The 23,113-nt window shown below is 48.7% G+C and carries 13 protein-coding genes and 1 pseudogene; 4 read left to right on the top strand and 10 right to left on the bottom strand.

Annotation, left to right across the window (positions count from 1 at the left end; translation table 11 throughout):
- Positions 1 to 73: 73 nt before the first annotated feature.
- From G7Y39_RS06620 to G7Y39_RS06605, 4 genes are read right to left on the bottom strand one after another with little or no spacing between them, the layout of a single operon-like run.
- Positions 74 to 1,345, bottom strand: a complete 1,272-nt coding sequence (locus tag G7Y39_RS06620) for an adenylosuccinate synthase (RefSeq protein WP_165156265.1) — start codon at positions 1,343 to 1,345, stop codon at positions 74 to 76.
- Between the two features lie 33 nt (positions 1,346 to 1,378).
- Positions 1,379 to 1,840 (bottom strand): Fur family transcriptional regulator, encoded by a 462-nt coding sequence (locus G7Y39_RS06615; protein ID WP_165156263.1) that lies wholly within the window; start codon positions 1,838 to 1,840, stop codon positions 1,379 to 1,381.
- Between the two features lie 55 nt (positions 1,841 to 1,895).
- Complete coding sequence (locus G7Y39_RS06610) at positions 1,896 to 2,591, bottom strand: DNA alkylation repair protein (RefSeq protein WP_165156261.1); 696 nt, start codon at positions 2,589 to 2,591, stop codon at positions 1,896 to 1,898.
- 3 nt (positions 2,592 to 2,594) lie between these two features.
- Positions 2,595 to 4,655 carry a dihydrofolate reductase gene (locus tag G7Y39_RS06605; RefSeq protein ID WP_165156259.1) on the bottom strand — a complete coding sequence of 687 codons (2,061 nt, stop codon included), beginning with the start codon at positions 4,653 to 4,655 and terminating at the stop codon, positions 2,595 to 2,597.
- Positions 4,656 to 4,827: 172 nt separating this feature from the next.
- Between G7Y39_RS06605 and mnmA the strand changes: the two genes are divergently transcribed.
- Complete coding sequence (gene mnmA, locus G7Y39_RS06600) at positions 4,828 to 5,904, top strand: tRNA 2-thiouridine(34) synthase MnmA (protein WP_165156257.1); 1,077 nt, start codon at positions 4,828 to 4,830, stop codon at positions 5,902 to 5,904.
- 141 nt (positions 5,905 to 6,045) lie between these two features.
- Here mnmA and G7Y39_RS06595 read toward each other — a convergent pair whose 3' ends face one another.
- The 5 genes from G7Y39_RS06595 to G7Y39_RS06575 all read right to left on the bottom strand — a co-directional run bounded on the left by G7Y39_RS06595 (position 6,046) and on the right by G7Y39_RS06575 (position 18,132).
- Positions 6,046 to 9,579 carry a hypothetical protein gene (locus tag G7Y39_RS06595; RefSeq protein ID WP_165156255.1) on the bottom strand — a complete coding sequence of 1,178 codons (3,534 nt, stop codon included), beginning with the start codon at positions 9,577 to 9,579 and terminating at the stop codon, positions 6,046 to 6,048.
- 9 nt (positions 9,580 to 9,588) lie between these two features.
- Positions 9,589 to 14,010: a hypothetical protein gene (locus G7Y39_RS06590; RefSeq protein WP_165156253.1), complete on the bottom strand. Its 4,422-nt coding sequence runs from the start codon at positions 14,008 to 14,010 to the stop codon at positions 9,589 to 9,591.
- A 420-nt stretch (positions 14,011 to 14,430) separates the two neighbouring features.
- Positions 14,431 to 15,375, bottom strand: a complete 945-nt coding sequence (locus tag G7Y39_RS06585) for a ribose-phosphate pyrophosphokinase (protein WP_165156251.1) — start codon at positions 15,373 to 15,375, stop codon at positions 14,431 to 14,433.
- Positions 15,376 to 15,520: 145 nt separating this feature from the next.
- The gene (locus G7Y39_RS06580) at positions 15,521 to 17,236 is read right to left on the bottom strand and encodes an alpha-amylase family glycosyl hydrolase (RefSeq protein WP_165156249.1); all 1,716 of its coding nucleotides are present in this window, start codon (positions 17,234 to 17,236) and stop codon (positions 15,521 to 15,523) included.
- Between the two features lie 59 nt (positions 17,237 to 17,295).
- The gene (locus G7Y39_RS06575; protein WP_165156247.1) at positions 17,296 to 18,132 is read right to left on the bottom strand and encodes a patatin-like phospholipase family protein; all 837 of its coding nucleotides are present in this window, start codon (positions 18,130 to 18,132) and stop codon (positions 17,296 to 17,298) included.
- 171 nt (positions 18,133 to 18,303) lie between these two features.
- Here G7Y39_RS06575 and G7Y39_RS06570 point away from each other — a divergent pair, with 171 nt between their 5' ends.
- The 3 genes and pseudogenes from G7Y39_RS06570 to G7Y39_RS06560 all read left to right on the top strand — a co-directional run bounded on the left by G7Y39_RS06570 (position 18,304) and on the right by G7Y39_RS06560 (position 22,331).
- Positions 18,304 to 20,508 (top strand): sodium-translocating pyrophosphatase, encoded by a 2,205-nt coding sequence (locus G7Y39_RS06570; RefSeq protein ID WP_165156245.1) that lies wholly within the window; start codon positions 18,304 to 18,306, stop codon positions 20,506 to 20,508.
- 103 nt (positions 20,509 to 20,611) lie between these two features.
- A pseudogene (locus G7Y39_RS06565) lies at positions 20,612 to 20,704 on the top strand (oxidoreductase); the annotation flags it as partial.
- The gene (locus tag G7Y39_RS06560) at positions 20,694 to 22,331 is read left to right on the top strand and encodes an RluA family pseudouridine synthase (protein ID WP_165156281.1); all 1,638 of its coding nucleotides are present in this window, start codon (positions 20,694 to 20,696) and stop codon (positions 22,329 to 22,331) included. The pseudogene G7Y39_RS06565 and the gene G7Y39_RS06560, both read left to right, overlap by 11 nt.
- 197 nt (positions 22,332 to 22,528) lie before the next feature.
- Here G7Y39_RS06560 and G7Y39_RS06555 read toward each other — a convergent pair whose 3' ends face one another.
- Positions 22,529 to 23,104 (bottom strand): acyltransferase, encoded by a 576-nt coding sequence (locus G7Y39_RS06555; RefSeq protein ID WP_165156243.1) that lies wholly within the window; start codon positions 23,102 to 23,104, stop codon positions 22,529 to 22,531.
- Positions 23,105 to 23,113: the final 9 nt, after the last annotated feature.

The following is a 23,113-nucleotide window of genomic DNA, read 5'->3' as shown; positions in this document are numbered from 1 at the left end:
CAAAGACAAGAATGGCAGGAGGCACCCCTTGAGGAACGTGGTCTTCTGCCATTTTGTACGATTTATAACGCGTTTATTCTTCTGTATATCTGACAATCGTCTGTTCTCGATCCGGTCCTACGGAAACGATCTTCACAGGCACACCCAGTTCCTCCTCCAAGAAAGAAAGGTAAGCGTTGAACTCCTCAGGGAACTCGTCCTCGCTCCGCATCTTCGTCATATCCGTCTTCCAACCCGGTAATTCCACGTATACAGGTTCGATCGTATCATCGATCTCATACGGGAACTCATTGGTCTCGATACCGTTCACCTTATAAGCCACGCAAGCCTTGATCGTATCGAAGGTATCCAACACATCACTCTTCATCATAATCAATTGGCTCACACCGTTGATCATCACGGCATATCTCAAGGCGACCAAATCAATCCAGCCGCAACGACGTTTGCGTCCGGTAACCGCGCCAAACTCATGGCCTAATTGACCGATCTTATCTCCTACCTCATCGAACAACTCGGTCGGGAACGGACCGCTACCTACACGTGTACAATAAGCCTTGAAGATACCATATACCTCACCGATATTCCGGGGAGAGACACCCAGACCCGTACAACATCCGGCACAAATCGTATTAGAGGAAGTCACGAATGGATAAGAACCGAAATCTATATCCAGCATCGTACCTTGGGCTCCTTCCGCCAAGACTGCCTTTCCCTCCTTCAAATAGCTATTGATGACATGCTCGCTATCAATCAACTTGAATTGTTTGAGGTAGTTCAAGGCCTCCATCCATTGAGCCTCCATCTCGGTAATATCATACGCATAGTTCAACGAACGCAGGATCGCTTCATGTTTTGCTTTAGCGGCCGCGTATTTCTCTTCGAAGTTATGCAACAAATCGCCTACACGAACACCATTACGGCTAATCTTATCCGTGTAAGTCGGGCCGATACCCTTTCCTGTCGTACCGATCTTTCCGGCCCCTTTAGCGGCCTCGTAAGCGGCATCCAAGATCCGGTGAGTAGGTAAAATCAGGTGAGCTTTCTTAGAGATATAAAGCTGCTTGGTGATATCGTGTCCACTCGCTGCCAATGATTCCGCTTCCTGCTTAAACAATAACGGGTCCAGAACGACACCGTTACCGATTACGTTTATCTTTCCACCTTGGAAAATACCGGAAGGAATCGAACGTAACACATACTTTTCCCCGTTAAACTCCAATGTATGTCCGGCATTGGGACCTCCTTGAAAACGAGTTACCACATCGTAATCCGGAGTCAGCACGTCGACAACCTTGCCTTTGCCCTCGTCGCCCCATTGCAATCCTAACAAAACGTCTACTTTCATCTTTTCTATATTTATTATAGGCTATTAATATTCTTATTTACCAGACCTCTGCGACTTAAACTTGCATTTACTGCACAGGCCATAAATATACAAACAATAATACTCCGGCGTAAAACGAGAGACTTTCAGGTTTCTCATATCCGCTTTCAACGTACCGTTTCGCAGCTCCCGGATGCCCCCGCATCTCGTACAAACCAAATGCAAATGCGTATCGGCATATATCCTCAACTCATATTGCACCGACTGGGCGGTCACTTGATGACGCACCACCAAACCGGCGTCAACCAGTACATCCAACGTATTATAGAGTGTCGCCTTGCTGACATGGAAGTTGTCTCGCTCCAACCGATCCAAAAGCATGCACACGTCAAAATGGCCGGGGAAAGCACATATCTCCTTGAATATAGTATATCTCTCCTCGGTTTTTCGCAGTTTCTTCTCCGTTAGATATTCGGTAAACAACTCACGTATCTCCGTATAAACTTTCGCTTCCATCTCCTAAAGGCCGCATGAACGACAAAGTTAGCGCATTTATTTTAAACGCAAAGCCTTACCGATAATATTCAAACTCGAATTTTAATTCATTATAGATTTCTTGTAATCCCGGCGTGTTTCCCGCGGCCTCCTGAAATTCCTTAAAACCGTGTAGGATCCTTTCCGCATTCTCCGCGGATTGACGCCCGTATAACTTCATGGCTAGAACAGACGCTTGTTTCTCTTTCAGCGTAGACTTAAAACCCTTCGTCTCCGCCAGACTACGTAAGGTTTCTGTCAAGAAAGATCCAAAAACCGCGGAAGACAAACTACCACCTCGCTTGAAATTCTCGGCCCAAGTAAGAAAGGCGACCGTGCGGGCGAACGCATTTTCCTTATCTGCGACCAGATCAGACGTGAAGTTCTCCATATAAGGCAGATGAACGAACAAGTTCCGGCAGCAATGCTCCGCTATCTCCAAATAAGGAATCTCCTTGACCCAACGTTTCGCCTCATCCGAAGGCAACGTCTCGGCGGGTTGGAGAAATGTTGCCAATATCTTAAACTCACGGATGTCTTCTTTCCATAAAGCCGCCGCTAGCTTTCCATCCGGTTTATGCTTACGGGCGATTCCCTTTATCTCGGGATACGGAACCCCGAAATTCAACTTATATACGATCCCTTTCTCACGCATACTCGTGGAAATCACCCCGTTCATCGCCAAACGAAGTTCCTTGCGGATCTCCCTTATCTCGTCCTGTAAACTTTCCATCCATTAATCATTATAAGTCGGCAAAAAAGAATAATCACGGCCATAACGAAGCATCTGGTCGGTATAACCTTCCGTATAGTCTAAGACGATATCGGTAACCTCACCGTTAGCCTTCTTTACCTCTCTCATCACAGGGTTGACAAAACCTTTATAGGGAGCCAAGTTCAACTTAGCATAGCGCTCCAAGACCTCCGCATGCAACTCCGGATCTACTTTCACGCCATATCCCTCAACAAGATTCTTTCCGGCCACATAATCACCCTCACTCTTGATACGTTGAATCTCAGCGAGCAATGTTCCAAACAGCTCACGCAACTTCGGATAGTCATTCACAACCACATAGGTCTTTCCATCCCGTTTTTTCAATTCAATCACATTCGCTTCCTGCCCTTTCTCGTAAGACCATTTCGCGATCAACTGGCGGTTACGCATATGTGCCTCCTCTACATTCTTGCCGAACTCAATACGGACCAACTGGGTCATCAAGCCATTCATTATATATTTATAGTATTCCGATTTGTAAGCCTCGCCGTCCGGAAGCAATCCCAGTTCCACCAGCTTCGGATCCGCCAAATAATACAAGCCAAACAAATCCGCACGGGTTTCCTCCAATGTAGAGCTATAGGCTTTCAAGGCATCCGGATCCGTATTTTCCAACAATTTACCGGAACCATGTCCCAGACACTCATGTAAATCCGTATGTAGATTATCCGTCAAGAAGCCGTACTTCCGCATACCGTTCCGCTCCGCGTCACTCCAAACGAACTCTTCGCTAAAGCCGTTTCCCTGAGATGCCTTATCATAAGCCTCCGTGATATTCTCAATCGTGACAGACTTTGAGCCATGATCTCTACGAATCCAATCCGCGTTTGGCAAATTGATACCGATCGGGGTAGCCGGATAGCAATCACCTCCCAACATAGACACCGTGATTACTTTAGCGCTGACTCCTTTCACCTGCTCTTTCTTGAAACGCTTATCGACCGGAGAATGATCCTCAAACCATTGTGCGTTATCACTTATGATTTTCGTACGCTTTGTCGCCTCCTTATTCGTAAAATTCACGGTAGACTCCCAGCTCGCTTTCATTCCTAACGGATCTCCATACGTCTCGATAAAGCCATTCACGAAATCCACCTCCGACACGGTATCCTCTACCCAAAGGATCGAATAAGCATCGAAAGTCTTCAAATCGCCTGTTTGATAATATTCGATCAATCTCCCGATGATCGCTTTCTGCGTATCATTCTCGGCGAAGGGCAAGGCTTGTCGCAATTGATCTACGATTTTTTCGATCGCGGCGGAATAAAGCCCTCCTATTTTCCATACCTTTTCAACGACTGTACCATTCTCTTTTACCAAACGGCTGTTCAAGCCGTAAGAAATCGGGGAAATCGTATCCCTTCCCATTTTCATTCGCGTATAGAAGTCCTCTACCTCTTTTTGACGAATGCCTCCCCCGTAATAATTATTAGAAGAAGCCTTGATCAGATCACCGTCACCGCTTTGTACGCTGCGCCTTGGCATAACGTCCGGATCAAAGATTACCGGAGCGATCTCCGCCATGAACTGATCTACGTTTTGATCCTCACGAAGAGGTAACTGCTTAGCGTCGATCTGGTGGACACAATCCATAAAGAACTCCGGCGTGAAACCCGGCACGAATTTATCCAAGGCATAGTGATGATGGATACCGCTGGCGAACCATACCCGTTTCAAATAGGTTTCCAAAGCCTTGAATTGGGCGTCCTCCCGATCTCCCTTATAATTCGTATAAATAGCCTCCAATGTCCTGCGGATCGCCAGGTTATAGCGTCCATTCTGATCAAAGAATATATCGCGTCCCATCAAGGCCGCCTCGGAAAGATGATATAGCAGTTGCTTTTGTCGCAAGGAGAGGGACTCGAACCCCGGAACTTTATAACGAAGAATCTCTAGATCGGCGAACTGATCCACCACATAATTGAAATCTTTATCGGAATCCTGAGATGCCGTATCCGACTTTTGGCCCGTACAAGCCGTCATAGCCATAGCTGTCATAAGCGATAACATTATTTTTTTCATATTTACTACGATTTGCTTTCCCTATAATACATTACATCTAAAGCTCATGGTTTGAAAGCCAGCGTTCCCATAAGAGCCAGCCGCGAAGATAGAGAATATACGGTCAATATCAAAGGTTTGAGATTTTTCCCTACCTTTGTGCGTTCAAAAGCAAAGACTAAAAAACGAGAGCATGGAAATAGCGGCATTAGTTTCAGGAGGAGTAGACAGCTCTGTCGTAGTGCATCAACTCAAAGAGGCGGGATACGATCCGACCATCTTCTATATCCGCATCGGCATGGAAGACAAGGACGGCTATATCGATTGCCCGGCGGAAGAGGATATCGAGATCACCTCGTATATCGCCCGCAAGTATGGATGCCGGTTCGAGATCGTCTCCTTGCACGACGAGTATTGGGATCGGGTGGTAAGCTATACGATCGACTCTGTCAAACGAGGCCTTACCCCCAACCCCGATATGATGTGTAATAAATATATCAAGTTCGGTTGTTTCGAGGAGAAATGGGGCAAGGATTTCGATAAGATCGCGACCGGTCATTATGCCACGACCACGGAGATAAATGGCAAGACATGGCTTTCTACCGCCAAGGACCCGGTAAAGGACCAGACTGATTTCTTAGGGCAGATCACCCGCCTACAGATACGGAAACTCATGTTCCCGATCGGGCATTTAATGAAAAGCGAGGTGCGTGCCATCGCCGAGACCCAGAAACTACCGAGCGCCAAGCGTAAGGATAGCCAAGGCATTTGCTTCTTAGGCAAGATTAACTACAACGACTTTATCGAGCGTTATTTAGGGAAACGCCCGGGAAAAATCGTAGAATTGGAGACGGGTAAAGTCTTGGGTAAACACAATGGGTATTGGTTCCATACGATCGGCCAGCGCAAGGGATTGGGATTAAGTGGCGGCCCTTGGTTCGTTATTCAAAAGGACATTAAGCGAAATATCATTTATGTCTCTAACGGCTACGACCCGGAAACGCAATATGGCAAGGTGATTCATATGCAAGGTTTCGATTTTATCACGGAAGATCCTTGGGGAGAATTTGAGGGTGAGAAAGAAATCACTTTCAAGATCCGTCATACCCCGGAATTCACGCATGGCTACATCTATCGTATCGGAGATCTATATCGTGTAGAATCCGATGATAAGATTCAAGGTATCGCTCCCGGCCAATACTGTGTAATCTATGACAAAGACCATCATCTATGTCTGGGCAGCGGCATGATTATCGACGAGACGAAGTAACACACATTCCTCAACCGCTACGGACATCTGCCTCTGCTACAAAGCCCCAATCCTCACAACCAAAAAACAGAGGCTGTGTCGTAAAACCTTAATTATGACACAGCCTCTTTTTCGATGTTGTTCCTTTGGGAAGGAGAGCGGTTACATGATTCTGACTTTGCGTGCGACGGCCTTGCCCTCTTTGACGAAGGAGACGATGTAGATGCCTGGCTGAGGGATCCGAACCGTCGTGACGGCTGCTATCTCGCCATTATACAGATATTTCCCGTTGATCGAGACGACTGCCACCTCCACCGGAGCCGCCGGATGGATCTCCAACCCACCTTCACGGACGACTAACAATGTCTCGGAGGCGATCTCTTCTATTGATGTCGGGACATCCGGGTTCCCTTGATTGGTGTCAGGGTCGGTATCGGGATCAGTGCCGGGGGTAGGCCCGGGGTTCGGATTGGTACCGGACGATGTCACAGACAAGCCTGTCACGGAAACCTTCACCTCCTTGGTCGGTTCGTAGTTCGGATCAGAAGAGGTGAAGATAGCCGTGTATGTCTTGGTCCCGGCCGTCACAGGTTCGGCAGAGTTTTTCCAGCTGAACGAACCGGGAATGCTTCCGGCATTTCCACCCATCAGCTGCACCTGAGCCAATGTCTCGTCGGCAGCGATCTCCATGGTCGTAGGAGCGATGATATCCGGCAGCGGGGCAGGAGTGATTTTGAACCCGACCGTGTCTCTCACCTCAAGGGCAGTCTCGTTTTCCGGACGGTAGATGCTGATCCAGTACTCGCCCACATTTTTCAGATCGGCGATCTGGGTACACTCCCGGTCTTTGTAGGCATTGACTTGAGCATTCTCTATATTGCCACTTACGGAAACCACCTGTATCTTACCGTTATAAACCGCTTCACTGGAGACCAAAGAGGCTGTCACGTCATCTTTCGGCGCAAATGTTGCCGTAGGGAGGGTGGCATCGGCTGTTACTGTGAATTCTCTTGTCTGATCCCTCTTATTATCAGACCAGCTTACGAACTTATACCCTTCGGCCGGAATAGCTTCAAGCGTAATTGGCGTGCCTTCCCGTATCGAAAAGCTTCTATTATCATCTTCTTCCGGTTCGCACGGGAAATCACCGTTCGTGACTTTGACATATCCTGTTACAGGAGCTGTCTCTGTATCCGCCTTTGTCATCATTCGGGCTGACCGCAACCCGGCAGCTTTCGTCCTTGGAGCACTGTTGTCATACCAGATCTGGTTGCTGGATGTAACTTTCACAGAATCTTTAGTTGACAGATAGTAGATGGCAGGTTCGTAGCTTTCTGCATTTTCACCTGTAGCTGTATACGTATATTTCATGATATCCCCTTCTTTCACACTATCGACTTTTGCCGGTTGTGTAGCCTCACCCTCAGAATCAGAGGTCGGAGGCGTCTTTACCGCCATCTTGGCTTTCCTGATGATCAACTTCTTTTTGAAATGTTCATCACTGGATATGTACGCCTTGTAAATCTCGTCTGCCGGACGGGTGACTTTCAAACTATAGGTATCGGCTTTTATGACACAATCCTCAAATCGTTCCCCATCCTCATTGATATAGGTGATATTGAACTTCCTTGCGTATGTCTGGGTCGTGTAGATGAAGAACCGCTTGTCCTGCCCGTTGTAGTTATAGGACTGAGCCTCATTGATAAGATATTCGTCTTCAATGGTCGTCAGCTCCTCGAATGTGGCGGCAATGCGCACGTCGCTGTTGACCGTCAGTGTGTGCGGGAAGGTTTCGATCTTGCGGCCGTTGATGACCAAAGAGGTGAACTTATGCGAATCGGAATTGGTCGGCTCCGGCTCCTTAATTTGGATGGTGGAGCCGTAGAGAATCTTGTCATCGTTAGAAAGATCCTTCCCGTTACCTGTCACCGATACCGTGCCACCATCACCTGTCGTTATCTTCAATGTATATTCCTTCGCCGTGAAGGTCGCATCGACCAGGTTATACTCTGTGGTAACCGTAGCGGTAAAGATATTGGTTCCTCCGCTTGGAGTGAGATCTTTCCCGTTGAATGATACACGCCCCAGTTCATACCCTGCATTGGGCAGCGCCATTATTTTGAAGCTCTCCCCCTCTTTCATGGCGGTGCCGGACGGGATCGGCGTGCCGTCAGCGTCAGCCTTGAACAGGCGGATCACCCCGTTTGATATTCCGTTCGCCTTGACCGGATACAGGCTTTCCGCCTCCTCGAATATCGCTGCAAATGTCACATCATCCTGCCCGAGGATGAACTTGCCGGAGGTGAAGGGGGTTCCGTTCAATGTCAGCTCCTTCAAAACATAGCCAAAGTCGAGCTCGGCTGTGATGAACAGTTCGGTTCCTTGCTGCACTTGGCCACCGGATGAGACCGTTTCCCCCTTCGCCGTCTTGATAGAGAGCGCACCGGAACCGGTCGTGCTGAACGATACGGTATGCATGATCGGTGTGAACGTGGCGGAGATCGTCCCGTTATTGTTTACTTCCCAGGTCGTGGTGTCGGTCGTCACCCCGTTCGACCAGCGGTCGAATTGGTAGTTGGCTGCCGGCAATGCTTTCAATACCAGCTTCTCTCCCTTTGCGTAGCGGTTGTCGGTTTTCAACCCCGTTGCCGAGATCGAACCGTTTTCAGGATTGTTGACGAACACGTCATATACCGGGATCACTTCCAAAGGAATCGACGTACCGACGCGGTGATAAGTCCCATCATCGGGTGTGAAAGTGACGGCATACTCTCCCGTAGTTGTAGCAAGCTCGTTCCCGTTTGTCCAGGCAAAGGTGCCGGGCAACGGAATCGTATCGCTTCCGGTAGCAATGACCACCTTGCCGCCCGACAGGATGGAGGTCGACAGTGGTTGCCCCTCCAAGATCGTGGAGGCAGTCGGCAGGACCGTCCCTTTTTCTCCCAGATTGACTGGCTTCTTATCGGTGATCACCATCCGCAAGGTGTCTTGGTAAGCGGCGACCGTCTCATTCCCGCCAAAACCGACGACAACGTAAACAATGCCTACTGCTTTCCGGGCGCTATCCGAAGCTATTTTTGTACAGGCTCCATCCTCGTAGTATTTGACATCGACAGCCACATCTTTCGGTTCCCAGGTGATTTCGGCTGCCTTGCTCGGGTTCACGATCTGCTCTAAGCCGAATATCTGCAACGACTGTTTCTGTTTCTCCACCAAGAAGACCTGTCCCATCTCCGCAGAGGAGGGGAGATCATTCCCGATCCGGTCGGTCAGCACGATGTTCTTCATCGTCAGCCGGCCCGAGCGGAACGAATTGTCGAGCGTGACCGGCAGCGACATCAGTGTCCCGCTGTTCCCCGCCAACGGCTCGTTGCCGTTGTTTGCGGCGACAACTACGAAACGCCACGTTACGGAATCCTGCTGCGCCATCTTCAGTTCGTGTTTGCCTATGATCCGCATGCTGTCCAACCGGACGGAACCAGTTTGCAACGTCATCCCCTGCGGGACGGAGAGGTCGAATTGCAGGGCGGTAACCGGATCGGTATTGTTCAGTGCCAGTTCGAGCGTGATCGTCTCGGTTTCCTCGGTTTTGTACACAGTCGTGTCTTTTATGCTGAAGACATTCTGTGCAGTGGTGGTCACTGCCGCCAAAAGCAGCAGTAACCCCATCGTCAAACTTTTTCTTATCTTGTTCATATCCATCTCTTATTTAATGATAAACGTGTTAGACTTGCTATAAGATGTCTTGCCCTGATTCCGGACGGCAAGGCGGTAGAGGTAGGTCCCGGCACCGAGGCGGGCGGAGTAGACGAAGCGGTTTTCACCTGCCGCAGCGGGCAAGCCACCGACGATCTCCACCAACGCACCGTTGAAGCTGAATACCTGCAGGCAGACATCGTCCGCCGCTTCGTCGAGCCGGTAGACCAGTGTAGTCGTCCCGCGGAACGGGTTCGGGTAGTTGCCAATCCGCTGGTCATCCATCGGGCGGATTGTCTCGTTCGACGTGGCGATATCCCCCTTGGTCCGTACCTCAAGACGCTGCGCCTTCTCGTCGGAGAAGACCGCCTTGGCGAGACGTGCCCCTGCGGGGAACTTCATCAGGACAGACTTCCCTGCGGGGATAGCCACACCCTTGAAACTATAGCCGAGGATACGTGTTGTATCGCCTGCAGCCGACACCTGCGTCAGCCCGGCTGCCTTTCCGAGCAGCGGTTCAGTCTGCGTCATGCCGGTCAGTTCAAGTTGCAAGGCAGTGACAGGCACTTCAGCCTCCATATAAAGGTAACCGTTCTCCACCGACAGTTCAACCGCCGGCACATAGCCGCCACGCAGCCCTATCGTGCCTTTCGTCGCCGGTTTCAAGATTAGGTTGACAATCTTCTGCATATCGACGGCATCGACGCTGTTGTTGTCGTCTACATCGGCTTCATACCGTCCGAACTGATCCTCCGGCAGTGCGTCTTCGTTTTGGACGATATAGTTGGCGGTCACAACAAGGTCGCGCACATCCACCTTCGTGTCAAGGTTGGCATCGCCCTTACAAGAGACGATCTGACCCATCAGCACCACTGCCCAGTCCCCGTATGTCAAATTCACCCATTGGAGGGTGACACGATCGTGTATATTCCCTCTTACGGTGTATAAACCATCGGAACCATCCGCCCCGAACACATAGGTTGGTTCATCACCTATCACCATCTCGGAAGAGAGGTCGATCTTCTCGTTTGCAGGGAAGAGATAGAACGGGGTGAACTCGTCCCCGTCGGGGTTGGTCACTTTCTTGATGCCCTCGATGTCCGGATAGGTCCACCCATGGACAAAGCAAGAGTCTGTATTCTTGAGTTGCAAGGTCGAGATGGTAAGCATGGAGCCGCCGACATCCAGATCCTCCAGGTTTTCGATCCGGCTGGCATCCAATGCCTTCGTTTTCCTTGGAACACCCAGTCGTTTCAGCTTTGAATAGTTGTTGCTATCCGTTTTGAGCGGTTCGAGCAGCGTGTTATTCAGCCACAGGTATTCCAAGTTGACGAGCTGCGACAGTTCGCCTGCATAGGTCAACGAATTGCAACCACGCAGATTTAATGTATCCAGGTTGGTATATCCGGAAACATCGAGGCTGTCCAACTCGTAGCTCCAACATATATTCAGCGACCTTAGTCTCTCTTTTGCGTCAGGAAGTGCCACTGTCTTCAGATGAGGGCAAGAGTCGACTTGCAAGAACTCCAGTTTGGCGTTTTTCTGCAAGGATAGCTCCTCTATTCCATTGTCATTGCAGTTTAAATCGACCAGTTCGGTAAACGCATCGACGTTCAATGTCTTAAGCGTATCTCCCAAATCGAGGAGTTGCAGATAGCCCAAATGGTAGATATTTGTTCCTTCATCTAATATCCAAGACGTACCGAAACGCGGATCCGTACCACTGCCGGTCTTCCAAGCTTCGCTCTCCCACCACTGCTTCAATGCCGGGCTGTCCGTGCCGTCGACGATGGCTTTAAGAGCCGCCACTTCGGTCGGTTCGTAGGTGGCTTTGATTTCAGGAAGCTGGATCGGATAGGTTTCCAAACGCCAACCGTTCCATCGGTTGACTTCTGTGTATTTGCTATACCGTTCGTTAGCAATGATGCAATGGTAGAATTTTCCAGGACGGCCACCTCCCTTGTAGACGAATTTGCCGGGTGCTCCTTCTACCGGAATGAATACGCCGGTCGATTCGGTCTGGTTAGTCTCGTCCACCCAGAGATAACGGGAGGCAATGTTGTCGATATACGCTTCGGAAGAGAGGTCGACCGTATCACCGACTGCGATGTCGTACACAGATCTCTTCCACTCAGGATATTCGGTAGACTCCGGAAGGTTCGGTATGGGGATCTGGCTGCCTCCATTTATGATAACATTGCTGCCTGCTTTCAGGGTTGAATAACGGACTTGTGACCCACTCATATTCAATCCACTGATTCTCGTATTGGTGATGTCAAGTGCTGGTACGCCCATGGGAACGCCATAATCCGTCAAGTTTGGATATTTGGAGAAGTCTAACAAAGGATATTTTGTTCCACAACAATTAAGCACCTCCAGGTTTACCAGCTTATCGAGATAGTTACCATATTGGCTTGTATAATCAAGATTCAAGACTCTTAACGCCGTAAATTGCATCAAATCGATATCAAACTGGCAACGTTCAAGATTCAAATTGGACAATACAGACCGACTTGCAGCCAAATCCAATCCGGTCAATTCGGTGTTACCACGAACCGAAACAATCTCCAATGCTGTCAATCCGGAAGTGTTCAACGATTTCAGACCATAATTACTCTGAGCCTCCAACTGTCTCAACTTTGTATTTTTGGTGAGGTCGAGTGTTTTGAGACCAATATATTTCTGTTGTTCTTTCGACCATTCACTCAGATGCGTGATATCCAAATAGGTCAGTTCGGTGAACCCCGAAAGATCCAGATTTGTCACTGTCGACAGGTCAGAAATACGTAGTCTGTTGATCCGCGCCGGCGTCTCATAGTTCCAATCGACTGCCACCTTACGGTTCCGGTCCACCCAGGATTCCTGCCAGGATTCCTCCCATCCCTTTACGGTGTCTGCCACGAACTGTTGCAACTCATGACAGTTGGGGTTGGCGGCCGCCAGGTTTTTCAGCAGCTGGATGTCGTCTTCGCTGTAGTCGATATTCGCCCCACGGACGATCTGGATGTTCCTTGAGCAACCTTTCCACTCCGGATATCGTGCCGTGCTGATCTCGCACCAGTAGCGAACCCATTTCTCGGCATCCTCCTCTTTGAGAGCGGGGACCACGAAAATATAGGGAGCGGTTTCTACCCATTCCGCTGTTACCTCTACGCTGCCAGAGTCGGAGCTTTTGAACCACTTGATCGTGGTCGGTTCACCATCGATGGTGGCATATTCCGAGAGATTGACCTGTTCGCCGGAAACAAGTTGGCAGGTGTATTCGTTGATCTGTTTACCCACCGCTATCTCGTAACTGCCTCTAACTTCCAGATCCGGATTGTCCGGTAGTTTCACCTGATTCAAAGAGGTGATGCCGGTGTTGTGTAAACCTACGCCCCTTAACCTCTTTAACATGCTCAGATCCAACTTGTCGATGGCGGCGTGGTTAACGGTCAGGTACATCAGTGAGTCGAAAGCGGAGACATCCAATGTTGTCAGGCTTTGGAACATGAAGTTTAAGTTGCTGATACGAGCAGGCGACAAATTATCATCCCACTCGATGTAAATGGAGTCTTCTCTACTACTGTTCAGATATCGTTCGTTTGAGACATAATCGCGCAGATAAGCGTTGTTGTTGTCATTCGCGATCTTCTCCAGACCGTCAATATCGGTTTGCGAGACATTGAACGGAACCGATACTTGTACCCAACTACTATTAGGAATATGTTGTCCGTTGCCATCCACGATACTTATCTCAATCGTTTGGCGGAACTCTTGCGTAGACGAAAGCGTGAAGTTGTAAGTGTCATTCTGAAGTTCACCGATCCGGAAATAATGATAATAATTGGACTGAGAAAGCTCCGTGCCTTGCAATTGTTCCAGGTCTTTGGACGTTATCGACACCCCCTCATTTTTGCGGATCACCAACATTGCATCCGGCGTACCGACGAAGTCGTTCGCTTCAACCGTGACCGTAAAAGGAATAGATGTCGATAGATCACCGGTGATCCGATTTGGTGTAACTCGCAACCATACCATCCGTTTCACTGTCTGACTTCCCGAGAAAACGGCAAGCGGAGTGGTACTTGTGTCTTGCGAAGCATACAGCGTCAGGGTATAGGCATACGTTTTACCTGCCAACGAAGGGGAGGTCTTACGTCTTAGTAAGGTGTAATAGAAATAGCGTCCCTCCTCTTGAAACATCTCCGGGGTGATCCAGAGTTTGCCTTCCGCATCCGTACTCTGCTCGTTTACGATAAATTGGAACTCATCGGTAGGAACACTGCCTTCCAACTGAAACAAGATATACACATTTTCGGGTGCCCCTTCGGGCTTTTCCAACCAACAATCGCTCGTGCTCTCGCTGCAGGAGAGATCAATATAATGCTCTCCCGACAATGAGGTCAGGTTATACCCGTTGTTTTCTACCCCCCCAGTGCTGGTAAACACCAGACTATTAGCGACATAAGCGCAAGAAGGGTTTTCCTTCTAAAAGTAAAAAAATCATTCATACGCATAATATATTGAAATTGTTAACACGTTTTCGTACAAGCCGACGGTCAAAATGGTCTTTTCTGTCGCCATAATTGGTCAATTTTGTATCCGATGGTTAAGCGGACGTTACCTATGATTTGATTATAAGGTCAATTCTCAAGCAAATAGCCACTTGAAAGTCGGCGTAAAAGTACTAAAAATATTAGATCATATAGAAAAAAATATAAAAAAATCGGGTTAATGTTGCGATTATTCATTAAGTAACCAAAAGTTCAAGGCTTAACCTGCTTCGCTACTCCGTTCCCTGTATTCGCTGTCAAAAAACGGCCGCCTCTTTTGGAAACGACCGTTTTTATTTTTCTACCTTATTGTGTTCTATTTAATCACATACAAAGAGCTGATAGATTCACCGCTACATACACGACGGATCGCCTCAGCGAACATATCGGCGACAGATAACACCTTTACTTTCTCGCATTTCTTAGCGTAAGGAATAGAATCCGTAAAGATCATTTCCGTTAAAGCGGACTGATCTACACGAGTAGAAGCCGGATCCGACATCACAGCGTGACTGGCGATAGCACGAACAGACTTCGCCCCATTCTCTAACATCAAGTTCGCGGCTTTCGTAATTGTCCCGGCCGTATCCACCATATCATCAACCAAAAGGACATCCAGTCCCGTCACATCACCAATAATACGCATCTCGGCAACCTCATTGGCACGCAAACGAGATTTGTGGCAAATAACCATCGGCAAACCTAAATACTTGGAATAGCTGCTGGCTCGTTTCGTACCTCCTACATCCGGAGTCGCGATACACAAGTTATCCAAAGACAAAGACGTCTTGATATAATCCAAGAATACGGAAGAAGCATATAAGTGGTCTACCGGAACATTAAAGAACCCTTGGATCTGATCAGCGTGAAGATCCATCGTAATCAAGCGATTGATGCCTGCCGTACTCAACATATCAGCGATCAACTTTGCGCCAATGGAAACACGAGGCTTATCCTTTCTATCCTGACGAGCCCAACCGAAGTAAGGGACTACAGCGATGATTGAATGCGCGGAAGCGCGCTTAGCCGCGTCAATCATCAGAAGCAACTCCATCAGATTGTCAGAATTAGGGAATGTGGATTGTACCAAGAATACATCTCTGCCGCGGATAGACTCCTCATAGGAAACGGAGAACTCACCATCGGCAAAGTGCTGAATATTCATCTGTCCCAGAGGACAACCTAAACTGTTGCAAATTTTCTCTGCAAGATACCGGGAGTTTGTTCCCGAGAACACCAAGAAAGGAGTTTGTGCACTCATTATTCCGAATATTTATCTTAAAGTGAATAGATTTGAATTGTGCCGCAAAAGTACAAAACTTATTTACAATAGTCTCTTTATATTTGGAAAACTTTCTACATTCGCAACCGCGATGAAGCATTTTATACTAAGCACTCCTAACCCTTCAAAAAAGCGCTTTCTTATGGAGAAAAGAAAACTTAAGCATCTTGCCTGAATAAGCCGGGAGTTTCACTTGATAAGGATAAGCGTCCGTTAGCGTGCTGATTGTCGTTTCCCCAGTTAACAAATCGGTCAATTCAGCCGGTTTGTTATCCTCAAAGTCAAGAGCCTTGAATGCCTCGACCGGGATATTTACCCATACACATTGATCGGCACGGTCGAAATTTACGACAACCAGAAGCACCTCGTTCTTCCATTTGCGCAAGAACGCATACTGACGGTTCGGATTGAAATACGGATTATCGGAGTTCGCGTACATCAAATCATAGAACGCTCCCTCGACAATCACCGGCTCGGATCGTACCACATTCAATAGCTTAGCGTACATCTCACGCAACGAGCGTTCTGCCGGCGTTGATTTAGCCCCGTCAAAGAGTCCATTATTATTCCAGTTTCGCAAACTCTCGACACTCCAATAATCGAAGATGGTCGTGCGTCCATCACGTCCACTGAAGCCTTCGGCGTCCATTCCCCTTTCGCCGAGCTCTTGACCGCTATAGATCATAACCGGATTCGTATTCATGGCCGCGGAGACAATCATGCCCGGAATACCCGGACGGGCATCCCCCGCAAAGAAATCAGATGCGATACGCTGTTCATCGTGATTCTCCAAGAAATTCAACATATTTTTCTGGATTCCCTCCAACGATTGCCAACAATGCGATATATTACTAGCCGGAGCCTGTCCGCACATCACCGCACGAACCGTATCATAAAGACCCACCTTGTCATACAAATAATCAAAGTGTCCCGTATAAATATAATTCCTATACTCATCCGGATTATACACCTCCGCTATAAAGATTACATCACGTACCTTCTTTACCTGAGGAATCACCCAGCTCCAAAACTCGACCGGAACCATCTCCGCCATATCACAACGGAAACCATCTACTCCCTTATCAGCCCAGAACGACAAGATATCCAGCATTTTCTTCCACGTATCGGGAATGGCATTGAAATGACAAACACCTCCGTGCATATAGTCCACGCCGTAGTTCAGCTTCACCGTCTCATACCAATCGTTCTGGCTTGGATAGGCATCGAAATGATTGTTACCAGTTACCTTCGCGGGAAACTCACTATAGGCAAAATCCTCCTCACGCTGCGGATCAAAACGAAGCGTCAAGGTCTGCCCCGGAAGATAATAAAAGTTATTATTCACATCAAAAGCCTTGGACACATTATCCGTTTGACCTAAGTCCTCCACGAAGGACTCCCGTGCGTCCGAGAAATATTGACGTGCCACATGATTGGGTACAAAATCGATAATAACCTTCATCCCTGCCTTATGCGTACGTTCCACCAAATCCTCGAACTCGCTCATACGGTTCTGGATATTATCCGCCAAATCCGGATCTATATCATAGTAATCTTTTATCGCATACGGAGATCCGGCCTTGCCTTTTACTACGGCAGAATGGTCTTTCCGGATACCAAACAGGGTGTAATCGGTTTTCGTAGCGTGCTCTATCACCCCTGTATACCATACATGGGTAATACCTAATTCCTTGATTTTAGATAGAGCCAAAGGAGTAAAAGCCGAGAACTTACCCACTCCATTCTCGGCCAAACTACCATTCATTACAGGAGATGGTCGCAGATTCCCAAACCAACGGGGAAATACCTGATAAATTACCATCTTGTTTTTTTGTTCCATTGCGTTCATCTCTATATAAAGTTTTTGAGGAAAAGCGCTTTGTCCAGACAGACGATTTGTTACGGCATCAGGCCATTCTTTCTTGCCGCGATCGCTTTCACCAAGGTTTCATATTTATTCTCGCTCAATACTTTCTCAAAACTCCGGGCAGCGGCATCGTAGCCAATATTACAAATCACGCCCACATTCTCAAGATCGAATGTCTTATATAAGCCGAACTCCTCCGCTTCTATTAAGACATCACACATCTCTCGATCCTCCAGCGTATTTGCCCGAAACATGTAATGATAAGAGCGCTCGGCGATATGGAACAGGGTCTGCTTATATTTTTGCGGGATCAACGGGCTTACATTCACCCCGATAATACGTTCACATTCCTCACGGATGATGGAGACCGGAAAGTTGTGAAATAATCCTCCATCCACATAATGAACACCATTGATGACTACAGGGCTGAAAATAATCGGGATACTACAAGAAGCTGTCACCGCCTCAACTATAGGACCACTCCTAAATTCATGGCTTTCGCCATTATCCAAATCTGTAGCGACAATCACCATCGGAATCCGCAAGTCCTCGATATTCTTGGTCCGCAAGTGTCGCCTCAAGAAATAACGAAAACGCTTACTATCGAACAAACCCGCCTTAGGGATCTGCAACTGGGCGAATTCAGAGAACTCACGTCCGGTAAAAAGCTCTTGGATCTCCGCCGCCGAATAACCATCGGCAAACAAAGCACCCATTAAAGCCCCCGCGCTGGTACCGACTATAATATCCGGTCTCAGCGCACATTCTTCCATCATTCGAAACACACCGATATGCGCAAAACCTTTCGCTCCGCCTCCGCTAAGCGCCAAGCCCAACCGATAGGGTTTATGGTTTGTCTCTTCTGCCATTTATCTCTCATCTCTTAATCAAGTGGCAAATATGCTGTTTTTTTTAATTACAAACATTATTATTGGGGAAAAAGTTTCCATCGTCTTTTTATTTTTGCTACATTTACACAGAAAGCAAAAATGTTGTCACATTGCTTTCTTACTTAAGTATAACATTAAATCTACCGTGTCATGATTACGCGTATTTTCTGGATTATCCCGTTAGCCTCTGTCCTAGCGCTAACATTTGCCTGGTTCTTCTTCATGCAAATGATGAAAGAGAGTGAAGGAACCGAGTTGATGAAAAAGATCGCCTCCTTTGTGCGTGAAGGGGCGATGTCGTATCTGAAACAACAATACAAAGTAGTCGCCTCGGTCTTTGTTGTCCTAGTGATCTTATTCTCTGTTATGGCCTATGGCTTCCATGTACAAAACGAATGGGTGCCGATCGCCTTCCTGACAGGAGGTTTCTTTTCCGGATTAGCGGGTTTCTTAGGCATGAAAACAGCGACTTATGCCTCGGCTCGTACAGCGAACGCAGCCCGCACCTCCTTGAACAAAGGTTTGCAAGTGGCTTTCCGAAGCGGGGCGGTCATGGGCCTGGTAGTCGTAGGGCTTGGATTGCTGGATATCTCATTCTGGTATATCCTGTTAAACGCTTTCATCCCAGGCGAGGCTTTGGACCCGACTCATAAACTCACCCTGATCACGACAACCATGCTTACATTCGGAATGGGTGCCTCTACACAAGCTTTGTTCGCACGTGTGGGAGGAGGAATTTATACGAAAGCCGCCGATGTCGGAGCGGATTTGGTAGGTAAAGTAGAAGCTGGAATCCCGGAGGACGATCCTCGCAACCCGGCGACAATCGCCGATAACGTAGGCGACAATGTAGGTGACGTCGCCGGTATGGGAGCCGATCTATATGAGTCTTATTGCGGTTCTATCCTGGCGACCGCCGCATTGGGAGCCGCCGCATTCGTTTCTACCGGAAGCGTAGAACTACAATATAAGGCAGTTATCGCTCCAATGCTTATCGCCGCTATCGGTATCATTTTATCCATTATTGGTATTTTCGCCGTCCGTACGAATGAGAATGCGACGATCAAGCAACTCTTGAAAGCGTTAGCCATAGGAACAAACTTGAGTTCCGTATTGATCGCTATCTCTACGTTCGGGATTCTTTATGTATTAGGCATAGAGAATTGGTTCTGGATCGGTTGCTCCGTGATCATAGGTTTGCTAGTCGGAATCGTGATCGGGCAAGCGACAGAGTATTATACCTCCCAATCCTATAAACCGACTCGGCTCGTTTCCAAAGCGGGACTGACCGGGCCGGCAACGGTTATTATCTCCGGACTCGGACTCGGGATGCTCTCGACAGCCATCCCGGTACTAGCCGTTGTAGTCGGTATTATTTGTTCCTTCTTGTTCGCCTCCGGATTCGACTTCACGAACGTGGGCATGGGATTATACGGAATCGGCATAGCGGCTGTAGGTATGCTATCGACCTTAGGCATCACGTTGGCTACAGACGCTTACGGTCCCATAGCGGATAATGCCGGAGGCAACGCCGAGATGTGTAACCTTGGGAAAGAAGTGCGCAAACGTACAGACGCATTGGATTCATTAGGAAATACGACCGCCGCTACGGGTAAAGGGTTCGCCATCGGTTCCGCAGCGTTAACCGGATTAGCTCTGTTGGCCTCTTATGTAGAAGAGATCAAGATCGGTTTGCTCCGTTTGGGCGAGACCGCCTTGAACTTTACCGATGGCAGAACGGTCGAGATATCCAAAGCCTCATTCCCGGACTTTATGGCATATTATGATGTCACCTTAATGAATCCGAAGGTTTTGGCCGGAATGTTCCTAGGTTCCATGATGGCATTCATGTTCTGTGGCCTTACGATGAATGCCGTAGGGCGTGCGGCCGGGCACATGGTGGAGGAAGTTCGCCGTCAGTTCAAGGAAATCAAGGGGATCCTGACCGGAGAGGCACAACCGGATTATGCCCGTTGCGTGGAGATCTCGACGAAAGGAGCGCAGCATGAGATGGTACTTCCCTCCGTTTTAGCTATTATCGCCCCCATCTTAACCGGACTCCTATTTGGGGTGGCGGGCGTTGTCGGACTATTGATCGGTGGATTGAGCACGGGCTTCGTATTAGCCGTATTCATGGCGAACGCCGGAGGAGCATGGGATAACGCGAAGAAATTCATCGAGGAAGGAAACCACGGCGGCAAGGGTAGCGAGGCGCATAAGGCAACCATTGTCGGCGATACGGTTGGCGATCCGTTCAAAGACACTTCCGGCCCGAGTTTGAATATCCTTATCAAGCTGATGAGCATGGTAGCGATCGTGATGGCGGGATTGACGGTGGCTTGGAGTTTGTTCTGAGATTTCACACAGTACGACTGGCTTTTTCAAAGTTCAACCCCATAGAGCATCGGCTGTCCTCTCAGATAACCCGAAAAAAGAAATCGGTTCGACAGAAAACAACTCGGAGGATATCGCCCGCATGTGCCTATTCCTCTGCCAAGAAGAAAACGATTTCATTAATGGCGAGAATATTATAATGGATGATGGAATCTAAGTTTCACATGTTTACCCGACCGATACAATCGATCCCCTTACCGGAACGATTCACGTATCCTTTCCACTATACACCGCATCCCCTATGCGTGATAGCGGCTGAAGAGACTCAGGCATATCTGAAAGAACGAATCGAATGGAGGGAAGAGTTACAAACCGGAAAAATGTTCGGTGTATTGGTAGTTCGGACTTCCGCCGGAGAGGTCGGTTATCTGGCCGCGTTCTCCGGCAACCTAGCGGGGAAGAATGTACATCATTTCTTCGTCCCCCCGATCTATGACCTATTACAACCGGATGGTTTCTTCCGGCGAGAGGAGGAGCAGATCAATGAGATCAATGCCCGTATCCGGATCTTGCAAGCCTCTCCCGCCCTTAAAGAGGCACGATTCAGGCTAAAACATGCGACCCGGTTTACAGATCTCATGTTACAATCTGCCAAAATGTTGGTCAAGGAACGGAAAAGAGCCCGCGACCTATGCCGGCAATCTCCTCTCACGGAAGAGGAGGCTGCTCTTCTCATAAAAAAAAGCCAACGAACGAATGCCGAATACAAGCAACTGAAGAAAGAAATGCAGGCTTTTGTGGAAGAGGAGCAGGCAACGGTAAACCAGCTTGAACAAGAGATCGAGCAACTGAAGCAAGAGCGCAAACGAAGGTCGGCGGCCTTGCAACACAAGTTGTTCGAGCAATTCCGGATCCTGAACGCCCGGGGCGAGGTGAAGGACTTACGCGAACTGTTCTCCCCCACCTCCCAAGGTGCGCCGCCTGCCGGAGCGGGAGAGTGCGCCGCCCCTAAACTTTTACAATACGCCTACCAGCATCAGTTGGAACCGATCGCCATGGCTGAGTTCTGGTGGGGCGATTCTCCCAAGACGGAGATCCGGCACCATGGATATTATTATCCGGCTTGCAAAGGGAAATGCGAGCCGATCCTCCATCATATGCTACAGGGATTGCGGGTAGATGAGAATCCGTTATTGGCGGACGCTCACCGGGAGACGAAGCTGGATATCCTTTATGAGGACGACTATCTGTTGGTCGTCAATAAACCGGCGGGTATGCTCTCCGTCCCCGGCAAGGAAGATATGGACTCCGTCTATCACAGGCTGCGTACCCTTTATCCGGATGCCACCGGCCCGATTATCGTGCATCGTCTGGATATGGCAACATCGGGCTTGCTGCTTGCCGCCAAAACCAAAGAAGCACATCAGGACCTGCAAGCCCAATTCAAGAACCGGACCATCCAGAAAAGGTATATCGCCTTATTAGAGGGCGAAGTTCCTCAGGAAGAGGGCGAGATTCGTCTCCCGCTATGCCCCGATCCATTGGACAGGCCCCGGCAAATCGTAAGCGAGGAGTTCGGGAAACCCGCCCTTACACGCTACCGGGTATTGGAACGGGCTTCCGGGAAAACCCTTATCGCCTTTTATCCCCAGACCGGACGTACCCACCAGCTACGGGTACACGCTGCCCATCCCCAAGGTCTTCATTGCCCCATCCTTGGCGACGAGCTTTACGGACGAAAGGCGGAACGGCTCTATCTGCACGCTGAATATCTATCGTTCACACATCCTATCACATCCGAGAGGATAGAGATACATTGCGACATTTCATTCACGACCCAATAAACAATACTTCAGCCCTCTCCAAGTGTGGTATTTTACCCTGCGAAGTATGGTGTTTCACCCTGCGAAGTATGGCATTTCTCCTCTCCAAGTATGGCATTTCTCCTCTCCAAGTGTGGCATTGGAATCGGGCGCTCCGATACTTGAATACAACAAGCCATCGCGACCGCGATGAATCCCTGTTTAAAAAATAGATATTTTTATGCTTGTATAGAAATTAATGTATTTCCTTCCAACTTATATCGTTGACCGCTTTCCGGACAGGTAGCGAATCCTTCGGGGTCAAACACCAAGCGATGGCCGTACTCGCTTACCCACCCCATCTGGCGGGACGGATTCCCTACGACCAGCGCATAAGCCGGAACATCCTTCGTCACCACCGCCCCGGCACCGATCATGGCATATTTTCCGATCGAATGGCCGCAAATGATCGTGGCGTTAGCGCCGACCGAGGCTCCCTTGCCAATCACCGTCTCCTTATACTGATCTTTCCGGGAGATAGCGCTACGCGGATTGGTTACATTTGTAAACACGCAACTAGGCCCTAAGAACACATCATCCTCGCAAATCACACCCGTGTAAATAGAGACATTGTTCTGTACCTTCACGTTATTCCCCAGGATCACACCCGGCGATACGACTACATTTTGGCCGATATTACACGCCTTGCCAATCACGCATCCCGTCATGATATGGGAAAAATGCCAGATATGGGTTCCTTCCCCAATCTCACAACCTGCATCGATTACCGCTGTCTCGTGCGCTTGATAACTCATATCAATCCT

It is taken from the genome of Parabacteroides sp. ZJ-118 (assembly GCF_011038785.1).
Lineage (GTDB): Bacteria > Bacteroidota > Bacteroidia > Bacteroidales > Tannerellaceae > Parabacteroides.
Note: the sequence above shows the minus strand (reverse complement) of the source record. Positions and strands in the feature narration are given on the sequence as shown.